At 34.9% G+C, this 19,342-nt stretch carries 16 protein-coding genes, 4 pseudogenes and 1 other annotated feature; of the genes and pseudogenes, 14 read left to right on the forward strand and 6 right to left on the reverse strand.

Features of this window, described 5'->3' with window-relative positions:
• Positions 1–65: 65 nt before the first annotated feature.
• The 10 genes and pseudogenes from Q0Y84_RS11110 (at position 66) to Q0Y84_RS11155 (ending at position 10,606) form a co-directional block, all read left to right on the forward strand.
• Positions 66–224, forward strand: a complete 159-nt coding sequence (locus Q0Y84_RS11110) for an AAA family ATPase (RefSeq protein ID WP_297953660.1) — start codon at positions 66–68, stop codon at positions 222–224.
• A gap of 196 nt (positions 225–420) precedes the next feature.
• On the forward strand, positions 421–984 hold the full coding sequence (locus tag Q0Y84_RS11115; RefSeq protein ID WP_366791892.1) for a DUF4143 domain-containing protein: 564 nt from the start codon (positions 421–423) through the stop codon (positions 982–984).
• Between the two features lie 68 nt (positions 985–1,052).
• Positions 1,053–2,030, forward strand: a pseudogene (gene bsh / locus Q0Y84_RS11120) (choloylglycine hydrolase).
• 387 nt (positions 2,031–2,417) lie between these two features.
• Positions 2,418–2,819: pseudogene (locus Q0Y84_RS11125) on the forward strand (glycine betaine ABC transporter substrate-binding protein); the annotation flags it as partial.
• A gap of 13 nt (positions 2,820–2,832) precedes the next feature.
• Complete coding sequence (locus tag Q0Y84_RS11130) at positions 2,833–3,195, forward strand: NAD(P)H-binding protein (protein WP_297953696.1); 363 nt, start codon at positions 2,833–2,835, stop codon at positions 3,193–3,195.
• Between the two features lie 290 nt (positions 3,196–3,485).
• Entirely contained in the window at positions 3,486–5,021 is a 1,536-nt protein-coding gene (locus Q0Y84_RS11135) for an exopolyphosphatase (RefSeq protein ID WP_297953662.1), read from the forward strand.
• Positions 5,021–7,216: an RNA degradosome polyphosphate kinase gene (locus tag Q0Y84_RS11140; protein ID WP_297953664.1), complete on the forward strand. Its 2,196-nt coding sequence runs from the start codon at positions 5,021–5,023 to the stop codon at positions 7,214–7,216. The genes Q0Y84_RS11135 and Q0Y84_RS11140 overlap by 1 nt, the downstream gene beginning before the upstream one ends.
• Complete coding sequence (locus Q0Y84_RS11145; RefSeq protein WP_297953667.1) at positions 7,209–8,588, forward strand: DUF2252 domain-containing protein; 1,380 nt, start codon at positions 7,209–7,211, stop codon at positions 8,586–8,588. The genes Q0Y84_RS11140 and Q0Y84_RS11145 overlap by 8 nt, the downstream gene beginning before the upstream one ends.
• Before the next feature lie 87 nt (positions 8,589–8,675).
• Complete coding sequence (locus Q0Y84_RS11150; protein ID WP_297953670.1) at positions 8,676–9,608, forward strand: Ppx/GppA family phosphatase; 933 nt, start codon at positions 8,676–8,678, stop codon at positions 9,606–9,608.
• 116 nt (positions 9,609–9,724) lie between these two features.
• A complete protein-coding gene (locus tag Q0Y84_RS11155; RefSeq protein ID WP_297953673.1) occupies positions 9,725–10,606 on the forward strand; it encodes a PPK2 family polyphosphate kinase in 882 nt (293 codons plus the stop codon).
• A 94-nt stretch (positions 10,607–10,700) separates the two neighbouring features.
• Here Q0Y84_RS11155 and Q0Y84_RS11160 read toward each other — a convergent pair.
• Together Q0Y84_RS11160 and uidA are read right to left on the reverse strand one after the other, a co-directional pair.
• Positions 10,701–11,111: pseudogene (locus tag Q0Y84_RS11160) on the reverse strand (MIP/aquaporin family protein); the annotation flags it as partial.
• 159 nt (positions 11,112–11,270) lie between these two features.
• On the reverse strand, positions 11,271–13,061 hold the full coding sequence (uidA, locus tag Q0Y84_RS11165) for a beta-glucuronidase (RefSeq protein ID WP_297953675.1): 1,791 nt from the start codon (positions 13,059–13,061) through the stop codon (positions 11,271–11,273).
• Between the two features lie 272 nt (positions 13,062–13,333).
• On the opposite strand from uidA, the gene Q0Y84_RS11170 reads away from it, so the two are divergent.
• From Q0Y84_RS11170 to Q0Y84_RS11185, 3 genes and pseudogenes are all read left to right on the forward strand, one after another.
• On the forward strand, positions 13,334–14,245 hold the full coding sequence (locus Q0Y84_RS11170; protein ID WP_297953699.1) for an alpha-hydroxy-acid oxidizing protein: 912 nt from the start codon (positions 13,334–13,336) through the stop codon (positions 14,243–14,245).
• Between the two features lie 139 nt (positions 14,246–14,384).
• Positions 14,385–15,422: a serine hydrolase domain-containing protein gene (locus tag Q0Y84_RS11175; protein WP_297953678.1), complete on the forward strand. Its 1,038-nt coding sequence runs from the start codon at positions 14,385–14,387 to the stop codon at positions 15,420–15,422.
• Between the two features lie 320 nt (positions 15,423–15,742).
• A pseudogene (locus tag Q0Y84_RS11185) lies at positions 15,743–16,638 on the forward strand (ISLre2 family transposase); the annotation flags it as partial.
• 229 nt (positions 16,639–16,867) lie between these two features.
• On the opposite strand, the gene Q0Y84_RS11190 reads toward Q0Y84_RS11185, so the two are convergent.
• Positions 16,868–16,972 carry a type I toxin-antitoxin system Fst family toxin gene (locus Q0Y84_RS11190; RefSeq protein WP_297953681.1) on the reverse strand — a complete coding sequence of 35 codons (105 nt, stop codon included), beginning with the start codon at positions 16,970–16,972 and terminating at the stop codon, positions 16,868–16,870.
• 195 nt (positions 16,973–17,167) lie between these two features.
• Here Q0Y84_RS11190 and Q0Y84_RS11195 point away from each other — a divergent pair, with 195 nt between their 5' ends.
• The gene (locus Q0Y84_RS11195; RefSeq protein ID WP_297953683.1) at positions 17,168–17,308 is read left to right on the forward strand and encodes a hypothetical protein; all 141 of its coding nucleotides are present in this window, start codon (positions 17,168–17,170) and stop codon (positions 17,306–17,308) included.
• Between the two features lie 166 nt (positions 17,309–17,474).
• Here Q0Y84_RS11195 and Q0Y84_RS11200 read toward each other — a convergent pair whose 3' ends face one another.
• From Q0Y84_RS11200 to Q0Y84_RS11210, 3 genes are all read right to left on the reverse strand, one after another.
• Positions 17,475–17,735, reverse strand: coding sequence for a hypothetical protein (locus tag Q0Y84_RS11200; RefSeq protein ID WP_297953685.1), 261 nt, complete (start codon positions 17,733–17,735; stop codon positions 17,475–17,477).
• Positions 17,713–18,303: a hypothetical protein gene (locus tag Q0Y84_RS11205; RefSeq protein WP_297953687.1), complete on the reverse strand. Its 591-nt coding sequence runs from the start codon at positions 18,301–18,303 to the stop codon at positions 17,713–17,715. The genes Q0Y84_RS11200 and Q0Y84_RS11205 overlap by 23 nt, the downstream gene beginning before the upstream one ends.
• A gap of 81 nt (positions 18,304–18,384) precedes the next feature.
• Positions 18,385–18,624: a binding site (T-box leader), on the reverse strand.
• A 102-nt stretch (positions 18,625–18,726) separates the two neighbouring features.
• Positions 18,727–18,894: a hypothetical protein gene (locus Q0Y84_RS11210; RefSeq protein WP_297953690.1), complete on the reverse strand. Its 168-nt coding sequence runs from the start codon at positions 18,892–18,894 to the stop codon at positions 18,727–18,729.
• Positions 18,895–19,342: the final 448 nt, after the last annotated feature.

Genomic DNA, 19,342 nt, shown 5'->3' on the forward strand with positions numbered 1-19,342 from the left:
CCTACTTTGATTAAATAAATAATTAAAAAATCAATTTACGAGAAAGATCTATTTACACAAAAGATTTGACAGTTTCTGTAGTAGACTCAATTTTTCTTAAAGATAATGTTGATATTTATTTAACAGGATCTAATGCATATTTTCTTAGCGGTGAAATAGCTATCTTGTTAACTGGAAGATATGTTGAACTTAAGATTTTGCCATTATCTTTTCAGAATTTGTGACCTGGCATAAGCAAAATGATAAATTCACAGATAGTAATGATACATTCAATAAATATCTTGAAAGTTCATTTCCTTATACCTTGTTTACTGATAATGCTAAAGAAATGAGTATCTGCAAGGAGTATATTCAACTATTGTACTGACAGATATTGTTTCAAGATTAAATGTAAAAGATACTCCAGTTCTAGAAAGGTTAATTCAAAGTCTATATTCTAATATAGGAAGTCAAATTTCGATTAATAAAATTACCAATACTCTAAAGAATGATGGATATAATACCAGTAACAAAACAATCGACCGTTATTTGGGTGGGATTATCGATAGTTTACTAATGTATGAAGCTCCTCGTTATGATGTTCATGAACGTCATCTTTTGAATAGTCCTAGCAAATATTATGGTGTTGATATGGGAATTAGAAACATTCTTTTACCAGATCACCAGCAAGATTTTGGTCATATTATTGAAAATATTGTTTATTTGGAATTATTGCACCGTTTTAAAGCTGTATATGTTGGCGAGAATAAACAATATGAAGTTGACTTTGTTGGTATTGATGACAATAATAATCCGTCTTATTATCAAGTTGCACTTTCAACTTTAGATGAAAAAGTATTGGAACGCGAATTACGATCCTTAAAGTTAATCAAAGATTCATATCCGAAATATTTGCTTACACTCGATATTTTTAATAAAACAGCTAATTATAATGGAATTCAAAAATTGAATTTAATTGATTGGCTATTGGATAAATCAAATTAATGTAATCTCTACTCCCTTAAGACTAGAATATGAAGTGAAGATTGCTGATTAAATCAAAGGAGAAAAATATGTGTACATCAATTTTATATAGTCCAAAAGATCATTATTTTGGCAGAAACTTAGATTATGAAATTTCATATGGACAAAAAGTAGTTATTACACCAAGAAATTATGAATTTAAATTTACTGAATTACCGGCGCAAAAATCACATTATGCCATGATTGGCGTGGCCGACGTAGCTGAAAATACGCCACTTTATTGTGATGCGATCAATGAAAAAGGCTTAGGTGCTGCCGGATTAAGCTTTGCTGGTTCAGGTGAATATTTTTCAGTAACTAAAGATAAAAAGAATATCGCTTCATTTGAATTTATTCCATATTTATTGGCAACTTATGAAACGGTTGATCAGGTAAAGGAAGGCTTGGCTAATGCTAATATTACTAATGTAAGTTTTGAAAAAGGGCTGCCAGCTGCAGAACTACATTGGTTAGTAGGAGATAAAACTGGCAAGAGCATTGTAGTTGAGACTGATGAAAAAGGTTTGCATATTTATGATAATCCAGTTAATGCAATGACCAATGCGCCATTATTCCCAGAGTAATTGACTAACTTAGCCAACTATGCTGCAGTTGTGCCGGGCGAACCAGATAATAATTTCCTTCCTGGAGTAGATCTTAAAATGTATAGCCGCAGCTTAGGTACGCATCATTTACCTGGTGGGATGGATTCAGAATCACGCTTTGTTAAAGTATGTTTTGCCTTGAATCATGCACCAAAAGGTAATGATGAAGTAGAAAACGTTACTAATTTCTTCCATATTTTACAAGCTGTTGAACAAGCAAAAGGTTTGGATCAAGTGGGTCCTAACAGCTATGAATATACGATGTACACTAGCTGCATGAATCTTGATCAGGGCATTTTGTACTTTAATTGTTATGATGATAATCGAATTAGTGCCGTAGACATGCATAAAGAAAATTTGGACTCATCAGATTTAGTTACTTATGATTTGTTCAAGAAACAAGAGATTAATTTCGTAAATTAGAGAATAATTTATATATAAAATGGCTGGATTAGTTCCAGTCATTTTTGTTTATCAAAAGAATTTCTTGACTATAAACTTACGCTACAGTCTATTCTTAATTTTGCTGGTATTCTTCTTCTTTTTGTTTAACTAGAATTGTATTAATTATATCTGCTAACTTAGTATTATTTAACTTAGCTTTGGCGGCTACCTCCGCTTGCTGGTAGTATTCTGAAAGAGTTGACTGAATATTGCCGCCAACAATACAATGCGATTAGTTTTATGATCAATTTCAAATAAGGGCTTTTCTTTTTCAACGGCTAAATAAACGTCTAAAAGTGAGATTTGATCAGGCGATTTAGCTAACTTAGGATCAGGCGTATCATGTTTAATTTCAAGTAGATTAGCTTTGTTTCTCAGGGTGAATTTGATGAATGCAAAGATGGGCTACCTGGTTTAGAAAAAGTGTATGGCAAATTTAATTTTAAGAGTCATAAAGTTTATGACCCAAGTTTAAAGTATCAGATCTTGGCTAAGAATCAAGGTGATATTGTCCCAGCTTCAACTACTGAAGGCCAGTTGGCAACTGGAAAATATTTTGCCTTAAAAGATGATAAATCATTTTGGCCGGCCTATAATTTAGTTCCTTTAATTAGAACTAATACACTTAAAAATAATCCAGGAATTGAAAAAGTTCTAAATCAAATTGGTAAAAAATTAACTACACGGGTGCTACGTTTGCTTAATAAAAAAGTAGATGTTGATGGCCAAAGCTATCAAAAAGTAGCTCAAAATTGGGTAAAAAATTAATCAAGCAGATATTATTGCTTTAGTCCATAATAAAAATCATGCTCGATCTTTAATTGATGCCGGTTATGAAACAAGAGAAATTGATTTTCAAAAGCTAGCAACTTTAAATAAGGCTTTAAAAAATATTGATACTTTAGTCTATGTCGCAAGTAAAACTTATTCTGTTTTTGATCGGGTAAGAGAATTAGAAAAAGTTTTGTCAGCAATGCAAGAAAATCATGTAGCTAATTTGGTAGCAATGAGCTTTATTAGCTTAGAAGATTCGGCAGAAGCAATGGGCTACTTGCATGGCTTAAATGATGACTTTTCTCATCTTACTGGTCATGAACCAGAAAGTATGGAACATTTCTTAGCTAGAAATTATCAAACCAATTAATATAATCAAGATATAAATTTGGTGTCGCGCTGTGAATTAATGAATTCATGATGCAACACCTTTTTATTTGGATATTTTTCAAGTTCTCGAAGATGAATTTTTGTATAGTTGAAACTGTTATTTATCAAAATCGTTCCTCGATTTAAATAACATTATTAGCAAATCTGTGAAATCGCCACCTTTAGCGAATAATTATGATATTTATAAGCTTTTATGTATTACATCATCACCAAATAAAGTTACAATATATAAATGTAAACATTTTCATTATAAATATATAGGTGAATATTATGAGAAATAAATTGTTTGGTCTTATTTACATGTCATCTTATAAGATCCAATTGAATATTGTAGATCTTAAGCGATTGACAATTATTGAAAAAATCGATTCACCATCCTTTGCCCCCGCAGATTCTAAAAGCGAAGTATTTGAAAATGATATGGCAAAAATTTGTCAAGCAATCGATGGCTTTAAGGAAAAGTTAGCAGAATATCGCATTAATAATTTTAAATTTTATGCCAATCAGCAATTAATTGATGACCTATCAGCGAGTTATATTGCTGATCAAATTCAAGTTAGAACGGGTCTTCAAGTTGAATGGCTAAGTGGTAGTCAAATTGTATATGCTAAGGTGCTTAGCGGAATTAAGAGTTTTGCAAGTATTCAACGAGGGAAAATACATATGATTCCGGTTTATTTATTGAGCCTAGGTTCAGCGATGATTAATTTGTCTTATTTTGATAATCAGAAGTTTGTATCGACCTGGAGCTTGCCCTTAGGTCCGCGCGAAATTCAAGAAATTAATGAAATTACTAATTCGACACCGAATAATCCAATTGATGTGATCAAAGACTATATTGGAGCGAGAATAGATCATTTGGCGCGGCAAATTTGTTCTAAACCTAACGCTGCTGTCATAATTCAGCATGCTGACAGCCTAAGTAATCGTTATTTACGAGAAAATGATACAGTAACTAGAATTACTACAAATGATTTTAGCAACTTTTACCAAAGTACAATCAATATGCCACAGTCATATATGATGCAAAAATATCAGCTTGAACCAGCAGTGGCTGAACATACTTTGCCTAATTTGATTGCGATTCATGAGTTTATCAAATTGCTTGCCCCGGCTGAAATCTATATTACTGATATGTCAGTAATTACCGGATTATTAATGCAAGAAGCTCAGCGTAATCTAAATAAAGAAGTTTATAGTAACGACATTATTACGACTTTTGCTAAAAATATGGCAGTGCACTACTTAGTTGACCAACAACATGCCGAAGCTGTAAGAAAATTTGCGCTACATATTTTCGATCGTTTGCACCGGGTTCATATGCTAAATGAAAAAGATCGTCAGCTTTTGGCTTTAGCAGCGCTTGTTGATGATGTGGGAAGTTTTATTAATCAAGCAAGTCGCTTTGAACAATCGGCAGAAATTCTTGAAGCAAATAAGTTGATTGGTTTATCTGATAAGGAAAATGAAATTGTTAAAGAAATTTGTCGCTATCAGACAATTGATGAAGGACCAGGAAAGCCAGATATTGGTGGACATCACTATCGCAATCTGGATTCACGAATTCAATTAAAGATCACTAAACTTTCGGCTATTTTACGGATTGCTACGGCGCTTGATGCATCCCATAAACAAAAAATTAAGCAAATAGTAGTTTCATTGAAAAATGATAATCAGTTAATTATTCGCGCTAAAACCAATGCCGATATTACATTAGAGCGTTGGTCTTTTAACCAACATGCAAAATTATTTGAAGAAGTTTTTGGCATTAAAGTCAGTCTAAAACAAGAAGGAATGAATAGATAATGAGTGAGCAATTATTGGAACTTGAAAACAAGGAAACCAAAAAATTTAGAAAACCTGAATATTATATGAATCGTGAGCTTAGCTGGATGGAGTTCAATGATCGTGTCCTAGAAGAAGCGCGTAGTAAGGATAATCCCTTGTTAGAGAGGCTTAACTTCTTGGGGATTACGCAAAGCAATGTCGATGAATTCTTCATGGTACGTGTTGCATCGCTGCATAAACTCATTGCTGCAGGGATTACCTCAACCGATGCTTCTGGCATGACTCCAAAAAAGCAGCTTGATGCGATTAATAAAAAAGAGCATAAAGAAGTTGAAAAACGCTATTCGACTTACTCACGTTCATTATTGCCACTGCTTGAGAAAAACGAGATTTATATTAAAGAGATTGCTGATTTAACCAAACGCCAATATGAATTCATCAGACGCTATTTCTACGATGTGCTTTATCCCGTCTTAACTCCAATGGCCGATGATACTAACCGACCATTTCCTTTTATTGCCAATGATTCTTTAAATATCGCTGTCCAATTAAAGGATGTTGAAAAAGGTGGCTATGATTATGCCACAGTTCGGGTACCCAACATTTTTAAACGATTAGTTAAACTGCCAGATGCGGAAAATAGCTATGTTCTCTTGGAAAATATTATTAAAGAATTTGTCTGGCAATTATTTGATGGCTATGAAGTAAAAGAAACCGCTGCTTTCAGAGCTACGCGAGATATGGATCTAGATGTAGCTGAAAAAGATACATCGGACTTTTTAAGAAGTGTTCAAAAACAGCTTAAAGATCGTAAACACGGCAAAGTGGTTCGCCTTGAAATCGAAAAAAATATGGGCGAAAAATTGCGTCATCGTTTATTTAAAAAACTTAAAGTCAAAGAAAATGAAGTTTATGAAATTAATGGTCCAATTGATTTAACCTTTTTAAAAAAGTTGCTGGGAGCGGTTCAAGGCCATGATGATTTGCGTTATCGTCCATTTAAAGGCTACATTAATCCTGACTTAGAACTGGCAAGTGATATTTTTGCTAATATCAGAAAGCGCGATTATTTGGTTCAACATCCATATGATTCCTTTGATGCCGTTTTAAATTTCATTAAGAAGGCAGCCAAAGATGAGAAGGTTTTGGCAATTAAAATGACTCTTTATCGGGTGTCAGGTAATTCGCCAATTATCAAATATCTTGGTCAAGCCGCTCAGGCAGGCAAGCAGGTAACAGTTTTAGTTGAAGTTAAGGCCCGTTTTGATGAACAAAATAATGTTCATTGGGCTAGAACTCTTGAACAGATGGGGTGTCATGTAATCTATGGCTTGAAAGGCTTGAAGACACATACCAAGATCACCTGTGTAATCAGAAGAGATGAGGATGGCATTCGCCGTTATCTTCACCTGGGGACAGGAAATTATAATGATGTCACAGCTCATTTTTATACTGATATGGGACTATTTACTTGCCGGCGTGATTTTGGTGTGGATGCAACTAACTTGTTTAATATGTTATCTGGTTATTCAAGACCACCATATTTTAGACAATTGCGTATTTCGCCAGAGCATATTCGTGAATTTATCAATGAAAAGATTGATAATGAAATTGAAATTGCTAAAGCTGGTCGAAAAGCCGAAATTCACATGAAAATGAATTCTTTGTCTGACCCTGAGATTATTGCCAAGCTTTATGAAGCGTCACGTGCCGGCGTCAAAATTCATTTGATTGTGCGGGGAATCTGCTGCTTAAGAACTGATATTCCTGGGATTAGTGACAATATTGAAGTGCATTCAATTGTCGGGCGACTATTAGAGCATAGCCGAATTTATTATTTCTATAATGATGGCAATGATAAAGTCTATTTATCAAGTGCCGATATGATGAAACGTAATTTGAATCGGAGAGTGGAAACTCTCTTCCCAGTTTTGCAGCCTGATTTAAAGCAACGGGCAATTGATATTTACAATAAGATGTGGGAAGACAATGTCAAGGCTCGGATTTTGCATGATGAAACTTATAGCATGATTGATCGTCGTGGCAAAGAAGCAGTTAACGCGCAAGAGTTCTTTATTCATCAAGCGGAAGATAAAAATGCGCAATTGAAGCAACAACGTAAAGCCCAAGCAAGAAAAATTGAAAATTTTGAAGTAATTAGAAAGCAAGAAGACGATTTGAAACTCGGCGAAAAGAAGGATCATAATGACTAAAAGTTTTGTACTAAAGAAATTTAAAATTGATAAACTTCGCTTAAAAGCTGATAAGGATGAATTAATTGAGGACGGTAAAAAGCAGGCTAAAGATGTTCCGATTAATGAAATTGCGGCATATCATCCGGTTAAGCGTGATGCAGTAAAGATGATCAAAGCCCAAGAGGAAACCATGATTCCCGAACTTTTGGCTCTGCGTCATCAGCGAATGATGAAAAATGCATTTACGTTTTTGCGTGGGACAGCTGGAATTATGGCATATGATATTTTGAATTGCAGTAAGCAATCTAATATTCCGGTAATGATTTGTGGGGACGCCCATCTGAATAACTTTGGCTTTTTTGCTTCTCCAGAGCGACAGCTTTTGTTTGGCTTAAATGACTTTGACGAAGCACGGGTCGATAATTGGGAAAGTGATCTTAAGCGTCTAATGGTTAGTGCTGAATTAATCGGTGAGATTAACGGTTATGATGAAGAAGAAAATCATAAAATTCTAGAAAAAACGGCTGATTCTTATGTAAAAGGCATTAAGTATGCAAATAGCTTAGAATTGCTTGATCGACATTATTTAGCTTATAACATCAAGGATTTGCTTGATTTGGTAAGTGATGATGATCAAATGACCAAAGTCTTAGAAAAAATTGCTAAACGTGCACCAAAGAATAATTCAGATAGGGTAGTTAAGAAATTTACTGAAGAAAAAGACGGCAAGGTCCAGTTTAAAGAAAATCCACCTAGAGCGCGCAGGATGCCACAAAAAGCATATGATGAAATGCTAGCTGCCTTTGCGCAATACATTAGAAATTTGTCACCTGATATGCAGGTGCTTTTAAGCAATTTTGAAGTAACTGATCTAATCCGTTATAGTGTTGGCGTAGGTAGCTTTGGGACGCGCTGCTATTTGGTTTTGTTAAAAGGAAAAGACGATAGTAATTTAGTTTTACAGATTAAAGAGGCTTTGCCATCAAAGTATGACTTGCTTAGTTTATCCGTTGAAGAGGCTAAAGAACAAGGCTATGAAGAAGGCAAGCGTGTCATTACTGGACAGCGGATTTTACAAACTTTTTTTGATCCATTTTTAGGTTATACCAAGACCAATGATCGTAGCTACTATGTTCGTCAATTTAGAGATATGAAAGACTCAATTGATTCAACTAAGCTTGATCAAGAAAGTTTTACTGCCTATGCCAGATTATGTAGTTTTATTTTGGCAGTAGCACATTTTCAAAGTCCAACTGCACCGATGATTTATGGCTATCTTGATGAAAGCAAGAAGTTTTCTAAGAAAATGGCTGATTGGGCGCAAGTATATAGTAAACAAGTACATCAAGATTATCTGGCCTTTCAGAAGTATTTACGTGGTGAAGAATAGAGTGAAGACGGGCATGAACAAGTTTCAAGCTCGTTTTTGTGTTTATTTTGTGGCAAGATGGATAATAAAGAAAGGTTGGAGATCAGGATGACGAATTTTGTTGTAATTGATTTGGGTTCAAATTCTATCAGAATGAAAATTTCACAAATTGATAATTATGGCAGTTTTAATATAGTTGCTTATCAGAAGGAATATGTGCGCTTGTCTGAAAATATGGGGAAAGAAAAAACACTTAAAAAAGAGCCAATTGAGCGTACGATTAGGGCTTTGAAAGATTTTAAGGCACAGTATAGTAAATTAGATAATATTGAAATTCGTGCAGTGGCTACAGCCGCGGTTAGACAGGCAGCTAATCAGCAAGAATTCTTAGATTTAGTTCAAAAAGAAGTTGAATTGAAACTGGAAGTGATTGCGGGTAGTACTGAAGCTTATCTAGATTATCTAGGAGTAGTTAATACTTTACCAGTTAAGAATGGCATTATTATGGATACTGGTGGTGCTTCGACTGAATTAATTTGGGTTGATAAGGGTAAATGCGCTAAGCGAGTTAGCTTACCTATTGGCTCAGTTTTATTATCACAAGATTTTGATTTAGGCGATAAAATTAGGGCTAGTGCTTTGTATCAGGCAATGAATTTAGCTGGGAGGACAATTTCTTCGATTGGCTGGTTAAGTCAGGTGCACAATTTACCCCTTATTGCTCTCGGTGGAAGCAATCGAACAGTTGCCAAAATTCATCGACGGGAGATGACAACTAATGTCGATGATTTGCCTGATGTTCACGGGATGCATGTATCGACACAGTATATTTTTGGCTTATTTACCAGGTTAATCTCGCTTAATAAAGAACAAAGAACGCAAATTCCCGGTTTGGCTAAAAGCCGTGCTGATGTAATTGTGGGTGGGCTGATTCCACTTAGTTTAGTTTTACGAAATTTACAAATTGGGGAAGTGATTTTTTCTAATCATGGTTTGCGTGATGGCTTATTGTATGAATATTTAGCTGATCAGGCAATTTAACTATATAAATATCAGCTAATAATATAATAATAGCTATTAGCAATTAAAACAAGAAGTGCAAATTCTAGACAATTATTGGCAATGTGTGTAGAGTAAAGAAAAGGAGATCTTAATATATGAAAACAAAACAATTTCGTTATAGTAAAGATAATTTTCAAATTTCTAAGGCCCCAACTTTTGTGAAAGACTCTAGCAAAGACCTTAAAAAGATCAAGAAGCACATTAAGAAGAACGTTAAGCGTTTGGCAAAAGCACAAGCTAAATTATATGCTCGTCATGAATATAGTATTTTAATCGTACTGCAAGGCATGGATGCCGCTGGAAAAGACAGTATGATTAGACACGTGTTAACTGGAATTAATCCTAGTGGCTTCAATGTGGCTAGTTTTAAACAGCCAACAGCTGAAGAATTAGATCATGATTACTTATGGCGGGTAACGCGTAAACTACCACCTCGTGGTCATATTGGCGTTTTCAACCGCTCATATTATGAAGATGTTTTAGTCTCACGTGTACACCCTCAAATCATTTTAAATGATAATTTACCTGAAGTTCATTCTTTAGCTGATGTTAATGACAAATTCTTTGAAAAGCGTTATAAAGATATTCGGCATTATGAAGAGCACTTAGCTAAAAATGGGTATATCATTCTTAAGTTCTTCCTTCACCTTTCAAAAGATGAGCAAAAGAAGCGTTTTTTGGCGAGAATTGATACGCCAAGAAAGAACTGGAAGCTTTCTAGTTCTGACATTAAGGAACGCCAATACTGGAACAAGTATCAAGATGTTTATCAAAAAGCAATTAATGCTACTTCGACTAAGAAGAATCCTTGGTATGTCATTCCTGCTGATGATAAATGGTACTCACGCTTAATTGTATCAGATATTATAACGAAGCGAATTGAGCAATTGCCACTATCTTATCCAGCAATGACACCTGCTCAAGAAAAAGAGTTGGAAGTAGCTAAGCAACTTTTAGATGATGAGGCTAAATATTAAATACAAGTAAAAACTATTGAATTATAGATCTAATCCTGACGTTGGCCAAGGTTAGGTCTTTTTGTGTTATATAGAAAAAGATACTTCGAATAATTTACCGAAGTATCTTGCTAGTCATTTCAATTGGACCGCACATTGGTACCCATGCATAACTCCAATTAAAATTAGATTTATTTGGACTGGGAATACAGTATATGCGAGTCTTGGGGACCAATCACGAGCAGGATTTAATGCAAATCCAGTTGTGTCACCTAATGCTTGACCAATAACCATGATTAATAATCCAACAACAAGTGGTTTTAATCCTTTATCAAAATCGCCTAAGTTGAGCAAAGCAAATACAAAGAAAAAGGTGGCAATTGTCTCACTCAAAAAATTAAACAAATTATTCTTGATTGCAGGGGCAGTTGCAAAGATTCCCACTTGATTGATTACCTTCTTTGGCAGTTTTTGTAGCTTTAAATTGTGGGTAAAACTGAATAATTACAACAATTGCACCGATAAAACCTGACATGATTGACCTCTTTCTAAATTTAATTGTTAACGTGATGTGTGCAATCGCTTATATAAGTATAATTTTAACTTATTTGATTGTAGGAGTAAAATTTATGAACACAAATAAAAAGGAGATCTATTATTCTTAGATCTCCCATTTAAACGAGTTTTAACGCCATCTTTTTCTTAGAACAAAAGCAATATCTTTTGGCTCACGTTCACGCGTAAAGATCCCTTTAGCATTACCACCAACTCGCATAATTCCTTCGCTTGTCTTAAAGTCAGCGAAGTTCCAAATTAATTCGCCCTGAATAAAAGGATATTTTTTGAATATATTAAAATACATTTGATAATATTCATTTTGATATTCTTGACTCCACATTTCATCAGGAAGTTGATGTGAGGAGCTTAAAGTGTCAGCACCGAATTCTGTAAAAATAAATGGCTTATTAAGTTTTAGATTTTGCCAGCCGTTTAATTCATCCACTAACATTTTTTTAGCATTGACGATTTCAGGACCGCCAGCCAAATACCAGCCATAATAGCGATTTAAACAGATTATGTCACACAATGAATGAAGCTGATCAACTTTTGGACCACTGCCCATTACTAAAGTACCGGTGTATGGACGTTGTTGTGGATCTAATTTTCTGGCATAAGTAAAGATGTCTTTGAAATAATCATAAGATTCAGGCGTAGTTGATTCTGGTTCATTGAATAAACTCCAAGCAATTACTGAAGGGTGTCGCTGATCACGAGCAATCATTTCTTTAATTTCTTGCTCGTGCACCTGCTTTAATTGTGGCACTGTTTTAGCAGCAAAAAAGTGTGCTTGGTTAGAATTATTTACATTAAGAAAGCTCGTCACTGAGCGGTTAAGCCCAACAGCTGGTACTTCGTCGATAATCAAAAAGCCATATTTATCAGCGTATTGATACCATTCTTCGGCATACGGATAGTGACTGCTTCTAAAGCAATTTGCGCCAATCCATTTCATACATTCATAGTCACGTTTGATGATGCTCTGATTAGTTGCTTTACCTAAAACATTGAAATCTTCGTGTTTGCCAAAGCCTTTTAAGTAAATCGGTTGATTATTAAGTAAAATCTTATCGTTGACGACTTTAATTGTCCGGATACCAATTTGATCAGTGTATTCATCAATGACTTTATCATTTTGAATCATTTCAATTTTTATCTTGTACAAATAAGGATCACTTGGCTGCCAAAGATGTAGATTTTTAATAGTTAGATTACCGGTATTTTTACTAGTAGTGCTAATTAATGCTTTTTTATGATCAAGTAAAGTTATTTTGAATTCTGTATTGTTGTTATTAGATTCAATTTGATAATTAATAGTTGTTGTATTATTTGATAATTGATAATCAAGTTTAAAATTAGTTATTTGAATTTGCGGCAATGCTAAAAGCCAGACATTCCGCATAATGCCAGAATAATTAAAGAAGTCAAAGTAAGGTTTAGCCAATTTTTGTCCATTACTTAAGACTGTTTCCGTGCCACAAGGAATGGTCTTTTCGGATAATTCATTGTTGGCTAAAATAGTTAAACGATTATTTTGATCCAAATGAATGTAATCGGAAATTTTTACTTGAAATGGCAAAAAGCCACCCTCATGTTGTCCAACTTCATGGCCGTTAATAAAGACTTTGGCACGATGAGTAACTGAACCAAAACGGATGAAAATATCTCTTCCTTGCAAAAAACTAGGAACGAAGAAGTCTTTTTGATACCAAAAATCTCCAGTATAGTATTTTCGTTCACGTTTCGTAGTTAATTCAGCAAAGGTACCTGGGACAGGCATTTCCTCTGGGTCGGGTAATTCCTTGTTCCAACTTTCCTTAAGGCCAACTGAATCAGGATCAGTTTCAAACTGCCAGTTGCCGTTCATCAAGGTATTAAAGCGATATTTATTTTGAATTGGATATAATGCAGATTCCATAATTTTTCCCTTCTAAATAAAATTAATATATTCACCTTCATTGTACGCTTGAGTTTGTTGAAAGGATGAGAAAACGATTGCTAAAATAAATAAAGAATAGTATATATTATTTCGATTCTTATAATGCGATTTTTAATAGTGGAAAGAAAATGTGTAACAAGAAAAAAATTGATGCAGTAAGTGATGTTTTAGAAGCCGATACAAGTTCTGCGGCCTCAATGATGAAAAAAGAACCTGAAGAAGTAAAAAGTCCTTGGCCTGGTCCCAAAGGGATGATTCCCGTAACTAGTGGCCAAGCAGATGATGCAAATGTGCACAACCGTGCATATTTAGATAATATTTTGGTAGAAATGCGTGTAATTGATGCAGTTGAACCGGATTTAACCACTACTATTTTTGGCAAAAAGTATGACTCGCCATTAACCTTAGCTGCTCTTTCACATTTAAATAAAGTTTTGCCAGATAAGTCGCGTAAGCCAATGCAAGAAAAGGTTGCTGCAGCTAAGAAAATGAAGATTCTTAACTGGATTGGGATGGAATCAAATGCAGATTATCGTGAAATGGTTAAGGATGCCGGTGATACGGTAAGAATTGTTAAACCTTATGCTGATCATGATCAGATTATTGGTGAATTGCGACTAGCAGAAGAACTTGGCGCAGTTGCTGTGGGCATGGACATTGATCACGTACCTGGTGAAAAAGGCAAGTATGATGTGGTTGATGGCATTCCATTAGGGCCAATTACTTTTAATGATTTACAAAAATACGTTAAGGCAACTAACTTACCATTTGTTGTTAAAGGTGTCTTGTCAGTTAGAGATGCCGTTAAGGCAAGGGGTGCTGGTGCCAGTGCAATTGTTGTTTCTCATCACCGTGGCCGGATTCCATTTGGCGTTCAACCGCTTAAAGTTTTACCTGAAATTAAGAAAGTCCTTGCTGGTAGTCACATGACAATCTTTGTTGATGGGTCTTTAATGACAGGCTTTGATGCTTATAAGGCTTTAGCTTTAGGCGCAGATGCCGTTTTAATTGGACGCGGCATTTTACCTGAATTGTTAAATGATGGCCAAAAGGGCGTAGAAGATAAGTTAGTTAAATTAAATGAGCAATTATCACAAATGATGCTTTATACTGGCATTAAAGACACTAAATCCTTTGATCCAACTGTCCTACATTTTAATTAAAAAATTAATTGCTAAAAATGACTAACTTGGTAGAAAGCTAAGTTAGTCATTTTTAGTATATGTAGAAGTTTTAATGTGACAGACTAGAAAAAGAAGAATAAGCTATTAGTAAGTAAATCGCTTAAAAGGGAGAAAAATTATGCATCGGAAAAAAGTTTTCCTATATATCTTTCTAGGTTTAGGTATTTTTATACTATTTTTATTCGTTCTACCATTAGGCAACAAGATGGAAACAGGGATTAAAGATCCGCAAAAGCAATTTAAATCCTATATGAAAGCCCATCATATTAATGGAATAATGCTAGTTAGTGACAAAAAAGGACGTCCCATTGTTGTTAAAAATAATGAAACTTCTGACCCAAGTCAGGTAGTACAGGCTGATCAATTGTTTCCGATTGCTTCTTTGCAAAAAATTATGACTGGAACAGCAATTTATCAGTTGCAACAAAAAGAAAAATTGAATTGGAATACATCTTTAGCTAAATATTATCCGCAGGTTCCAGGCAGCAAAGAGATTACAATTCAAGAATTGATGAATCATACCAGTGGCTTAGTTAATAACGTGCGTCCCGCAAATCCACTTAAAAATCAGCAACAGCAAATTGCCTTTATGCTGAAACATATCACCTATGATCATCTTCATACCTGGGACTATCAGGATATTGACTACGAATTGTTAGCGGCAATTATTAGTAAAGAAACACAATTAACTTATAATGATTATCTCCAAAAGAGTTTTGCTAAGCCGCTTAATTTACAACAAGTTAAGGACTTTTCTGAAGTTGCACAAAACGAAGTGCCACAGCCAATGAGTGGGAATGTTAGTTGGCATAAAGTAACGATAACGACCTCTTCGGACTTTGGGGCAGGAAATATCTTTGTGTCACCAAATGATTATTGGAAATTTATTTCTAACAGTGTTTTGAATAATCAAAAAATGCTTAATGAATATGCACAACAAGCACGACATCAAGAAGTTGCCTATTATGGTGGGGTATATTTCAAAGGCAATGTTATTCGTGCCGATGGTAGTATTCCAGGCTATAATTGCTGCTTTTTAGCTAATTATAAGACCAAACGTATGGTTATGCTTTTCTCGAATAATATTAACTACTTCACTTTGAAAAGGGCTGCCGATTATCTGTTGCATAATTATATGGGAATGGAGATTTTTTAAAAGAAAGAATTATCATGGCTTACGATTTTAAAAAAGAACAAAAATAATTTTATAGACCAAGTAAGAAACCGGAGATAGTTGAAATTCCTGAAATGCAGTATCTTGCAGTAAGAGGCAAAGGAGATCCAAACTTGTCAGATAGTGAATACAAGCAATCGGTTCAACTGCTTTATGCTATTGCCTATACTATTAAAATGAGTAAAAAAACTGCATATAAGATAGCTGATTATTTTGATTTTGTCGTTCTACCATTAGAAGGTTTCGGTGGCAAAGATGCACTTTCTACTTATATGCGCCGGCGGATTAAGCAAGGTGCACAAGTAGATGTTAATTGGCTCTCAGGCTTTAATATTAGTCATGCTCAGATTGGCAATCTAGTTAAAGCCGCTAGTCAAAAAATCAAAGAACGACAAGAAGTTGATAGCCGTTATGATGCTCAAACTGCAAAGAAGCAAGTGCCAGTTCTTTATCTTGAAGGCGATGGTGTCATGATTAAAGGCACACAAGGTCGTTTAGAGTTTCATCGTTATCAAGTTTGTGAAGGATTACGTAATGTAACCTATAAACGTAGAGAGCGAACTGATGCCAAAGAATTTGTGTCATTAAATCGGCTAGATGCTTTGAATGAAGCCAAGGAATATATAGCTAATACTTACGATTTACGGCTTTACTTTGCCCCAGATTGTAAGATAAATTAATCTATGCTTTAGAGTTCAAGTATAACCGCGACTTAGTAACTACTATCCTAAATACAGCTGAAAGCAAACTAATTGATGAACTAGATACGCTACAAAACAACGAGCATTTAGTACGGCTTCGCAGCTATATTAATCGACGCTGGGACGACATTAAGCCATTCAAAATGCGAGATCTGAAGGTTACTAAGGCAATCGGTAGCTGCGAGAGCGATCACCATAAGTACACTTATCGTGTTAAAGGTCAAGGCAAGTACTGGTCTGAAGCTGGTGCAGAAGGCATGCTTCAGATTTTGACCTGTATCAAGAATCGTGACTTAGAACAATGGCTAAATAGTGATTTTGAAGCAGGCAAATTAATCAGCTTAGATCACAAGAAGCTACTGGCAGCGGCCAGAGACAGTTTGAAGCGTCGCCATGAAATTCATGTTGGAGTTCAACACGGAGCACTAACAGCAGAGGTTGTTGGTGGAAACTATTTAGCTAAATTAGATCGAATGTTAAACCACATAAAATATTAAGAAATTAAGGTCAGACTAATGGTTTTTAGGCTACCGCAAAAATATTGACACGTACTTGAGAAAACGCAAAATTTAAAAATTACAAATCCTATGATATAATCAAGGTAGCAACGAAGTAATTATGGTGTAAAAAGCAATATACTCAAAAAGCCTTACCAACGCAACTGGTAAGGCTTCTTTTTTCACTTAGGGCAACAACTAAGCGTGAGGGTTGAAGAGTGCGACTACGTTATTTTTTATCGTTGTCTCGATGGTTCAACCAGTGATCGAATAGTGCAAGCACTATACCCACAATAATGGGCGCAATAATAGAAGAAATTACAGTGTTTAGCAATAATACTCACCTCCTTTTAAGTGGGAGGTACGTAGTCGTTTAGTTATTATTCTAGCAAAAGAAAAGAACCAAAAGAAAATTTCATAAAAAATTGGAACAATTTTTTATGCTTTTTGCAAGACTGGTTTTTAAATTTTTATGCCTGTAAACTTCATGGCGAAAACTGAAATAAGCGAAAAAACAGGAGGTTTCGACATGGAAGTAAAAAATGCACACAAAAAATATCAGGACTTGTTAACTAGCAAACAGCTTGCAGAGCAAGGCTTAATCCCTACAGACAAAGCTGTTGACTATGCTAAAGCATTGAAAAAATGCAAAAATAGCAAAGTGGTATAATTGTGAAAGTTTTGAAAAAGCAAAAAAGAGAATCCTATGAGAACGGGATTCTCTTTTTGTATACGGTCAAATTTTCACAAGATGCTTTTTTGGGCTATTTTGCGCCTTACTCGCACGGGCTTTCTAGCAACTTAACATAAAACAGATTATCGGCAGACGGATTGGTCTATTTATTTTTTTTCTTATAAATTCGAAAGAGCGCAGTACTAATTGCAAGTAAATTTATACCAATAATAAGTGGAATTGCAGTAATAAATTCAGTATTCCAAAAATCTTTAATTGCAGCTGCAGTATGAACACCGAAAATCATAGTACCGAAACTATAATAAGCTGAATAAAGAGTAATTAGTATTAACACTACAAGATTAATTATTAATAATCCTAATATCCACTTTAAAAACTTCTTAATGGAATTCATCCCAACCACATTGAGCCCCCCACCATGCTACTGAAGCCCAACCAACTCCAGGTAATGCAAGATTTGCAAGTTTCTTAACAGCTAAACTAGCAACTTTCTTAGGTGCATATTTCATAATTGCCTTTACCATTAGTGCTGATGCTTTCTTCCATGCATGAGATTTTAAATATCTTACAGTTGCAGGTTTAAAAATTACCTTAGCTAAATTCTTTAATTCTCCTAATCCCATTTTATTTAACATACATTTGCCGAATCTATCAGCCGAGAAAGCACTTGTACTGTACCTTCCACCTCTTGATAATCTTCTTAACGTCGTTTCTTGAGCATCTCCTGAAGCGTATGCCATAACTCCTCGTGCCATCTCTTCTACATCGACATCGGGTGCTGCATTATGTGCTTCTTCTAACTGCTCAGCTAAATTATCAATTGCAGCATTAACCTCAGTACTAGAAAGATTATCACTTTCATTTTGTGTAGTTTCAGTTGCATAAACAGTTGACACAAAAGTGGGTGCTGTTACTGATAATAATGACACTGCTACAGTAGTTAATACTGCTAACTTACTAAATCTACCCATAATAAATTCCTCCAATTATTCTTATAATCAACACAACTTGCTAAAGAAAAAAGGCGCCCTATCAGACCAATAAATTTGATCTAATAGGGCGCCTTGGACGCTGTACCACCTATATTCGCTAAGCATAAACCCAGCCTCGTTGTACGTGCGGCTCAAAAAAGAGCGATACGTCGACGCTATAAAGGGCGTGCCCTGAAACTACTCAATTCGTAATTTCTGCTCAAAGGTGATTTTCAGCTAAACCTTCGTTGTTTCTTTGCACCAACCAGAAACTCTCTGTAGTACTTCAGTAAAACTTACTTTCCTTATCAAAGCCGTTATTGTTTTTTGTTGAGCATAATATTACAGTGATAAATATTAAAAGTCAACAATAATTTTAATTTTTTTTAGTTTAATTAACCTGTGCCTTTTTGGCATCTCATTCTACTTACTCTCGTGATAATTAATACCTAATTTAGCCAGTAGAATATTAGCACCTTGTCGCTGCCACTTTTTGGTATCTCCCGCTAACTCATTAGTAAATAATTCATCACGTTTTTTCTCAATCTCATCTACCTTAATACTAGTCTTTTCAGGTGTATTTTTCTCCAAAAGTTGCTCCTCAATTTCTAACTGAGAAGCTTCCATTTTATTATTGCAATTTGCGAGAAAATTATGGTGACTTTTTTATCGAAAAATTCAAAATGCTACTTAAAATGAATAAAGATGAAATTTTAGATTGGCAGAAAGGAGAGTTTTGACCATAAAGAGATTTATCCCCGCACTAAGAAGCCACTTCCAATCTCTGTTGCAACCAGCGGCAGTATTGGTTCTACTATCCGAGCCGCAGAATTAGGCTTGCTGATTGTTTATGCGATTATTGGTAGCGATCCGTTGCATTTTAAACCACTAATTAAACTGCATAAAAGAGTAGCTGAAAGAATGGGCAATGATTTAACAAAGATGCCAATTGCAGCACATTCGAGACTGTAAAATAGTTTGTGTAAGGATGAATGATTCCTTAAATTTATTTCTTTAAACATTAGAAAAAGGAGTTCCT

The organism is uncultured Lactobacillus sp., assembly GCF_947367125.1.
GTDB lineage: Bacteria > Bacillota > Bacilli > Lactobacillales > Lactobacillaceae > Lactobacillus.

What these genes read in the sequence shown, in the direction of transcription:
- Q0Y84_RS11175 (WP_297953678.1), top strand. Translation starts at nt 14,385, where the DNA reads ATGCATCGGAAAAAAGTTTTCCTATATATCTTTCTAGGTTTAGGTATT.
- Q0Y84_RS11170 (WP_297953699.1), top strand. Translation starts at nt 13,334, where the DNA reads ATGATTCCCGTAACTAGTGGCCAAGCAGATGATGCAAATGTGCACAAC.
- uidA (WP_297953675.1), bottom strand. Translation starts at nt 13,061, where the DNA reads ATGGAATCTGCATTATATCCAATTCAAAATAAATATCGCTTTAATACC.
- Q0Y84_RS11205 (WP_297953687.1), bottom strand. Translation starts at nt 18,303, where the DNA reads ATGGGTAGATTTAGTAAGTTAGCAGTATTAACTACTGTAGCAGTGTCA.
- Q0Y84_RS11135 (WP_297953662.1), top strand. Translation starts at nt 3,486, where the DNA reads ATGAGAAATAAATTGTTTGGTCTTATTTACATGTCATCTTATAAGATC.
- Q0Y84_RS11155 (WP_297953673.1), top strand. Translation starts at nt 9,725, where the DNA reads ATGAAAACAAAACAATTTCGTTATAGTAAAGATAATTTTCAAATTTCT.
- Q0Y84_RS11140 (WP_297953664.1), top strand. Translation starts at nt 5,021, where the DNA reads ATGAGTGAGCAATTATTGGAACTTGAAAACAAGGAAACCAAAAAATTT.
- Q0Y84_RS11150 (WP_297953670.1), top strand. Translation starts at nt 8,676, where the DNA reads ATGACGAATTTTGTTGTAATTGATTTGGGTTCAAATTCTATCAGAATG.
- Q0Y84_RS11195 (WP_297953683.1), top strand. Translation starts at nt 17,168, where the DNA reads ATGGAAGTAAAAAATGCACACAAAAAATATCAGGACTTGTTAACTAGC.
- Q0Y84_RS11145 (WP_297953667.1), top strand. Translation starts at nt 7,209, where the DNA reads ATGACTAAAAGTTTTGTACTAAAGAAATTTAAAATTGATAAACTTCGC.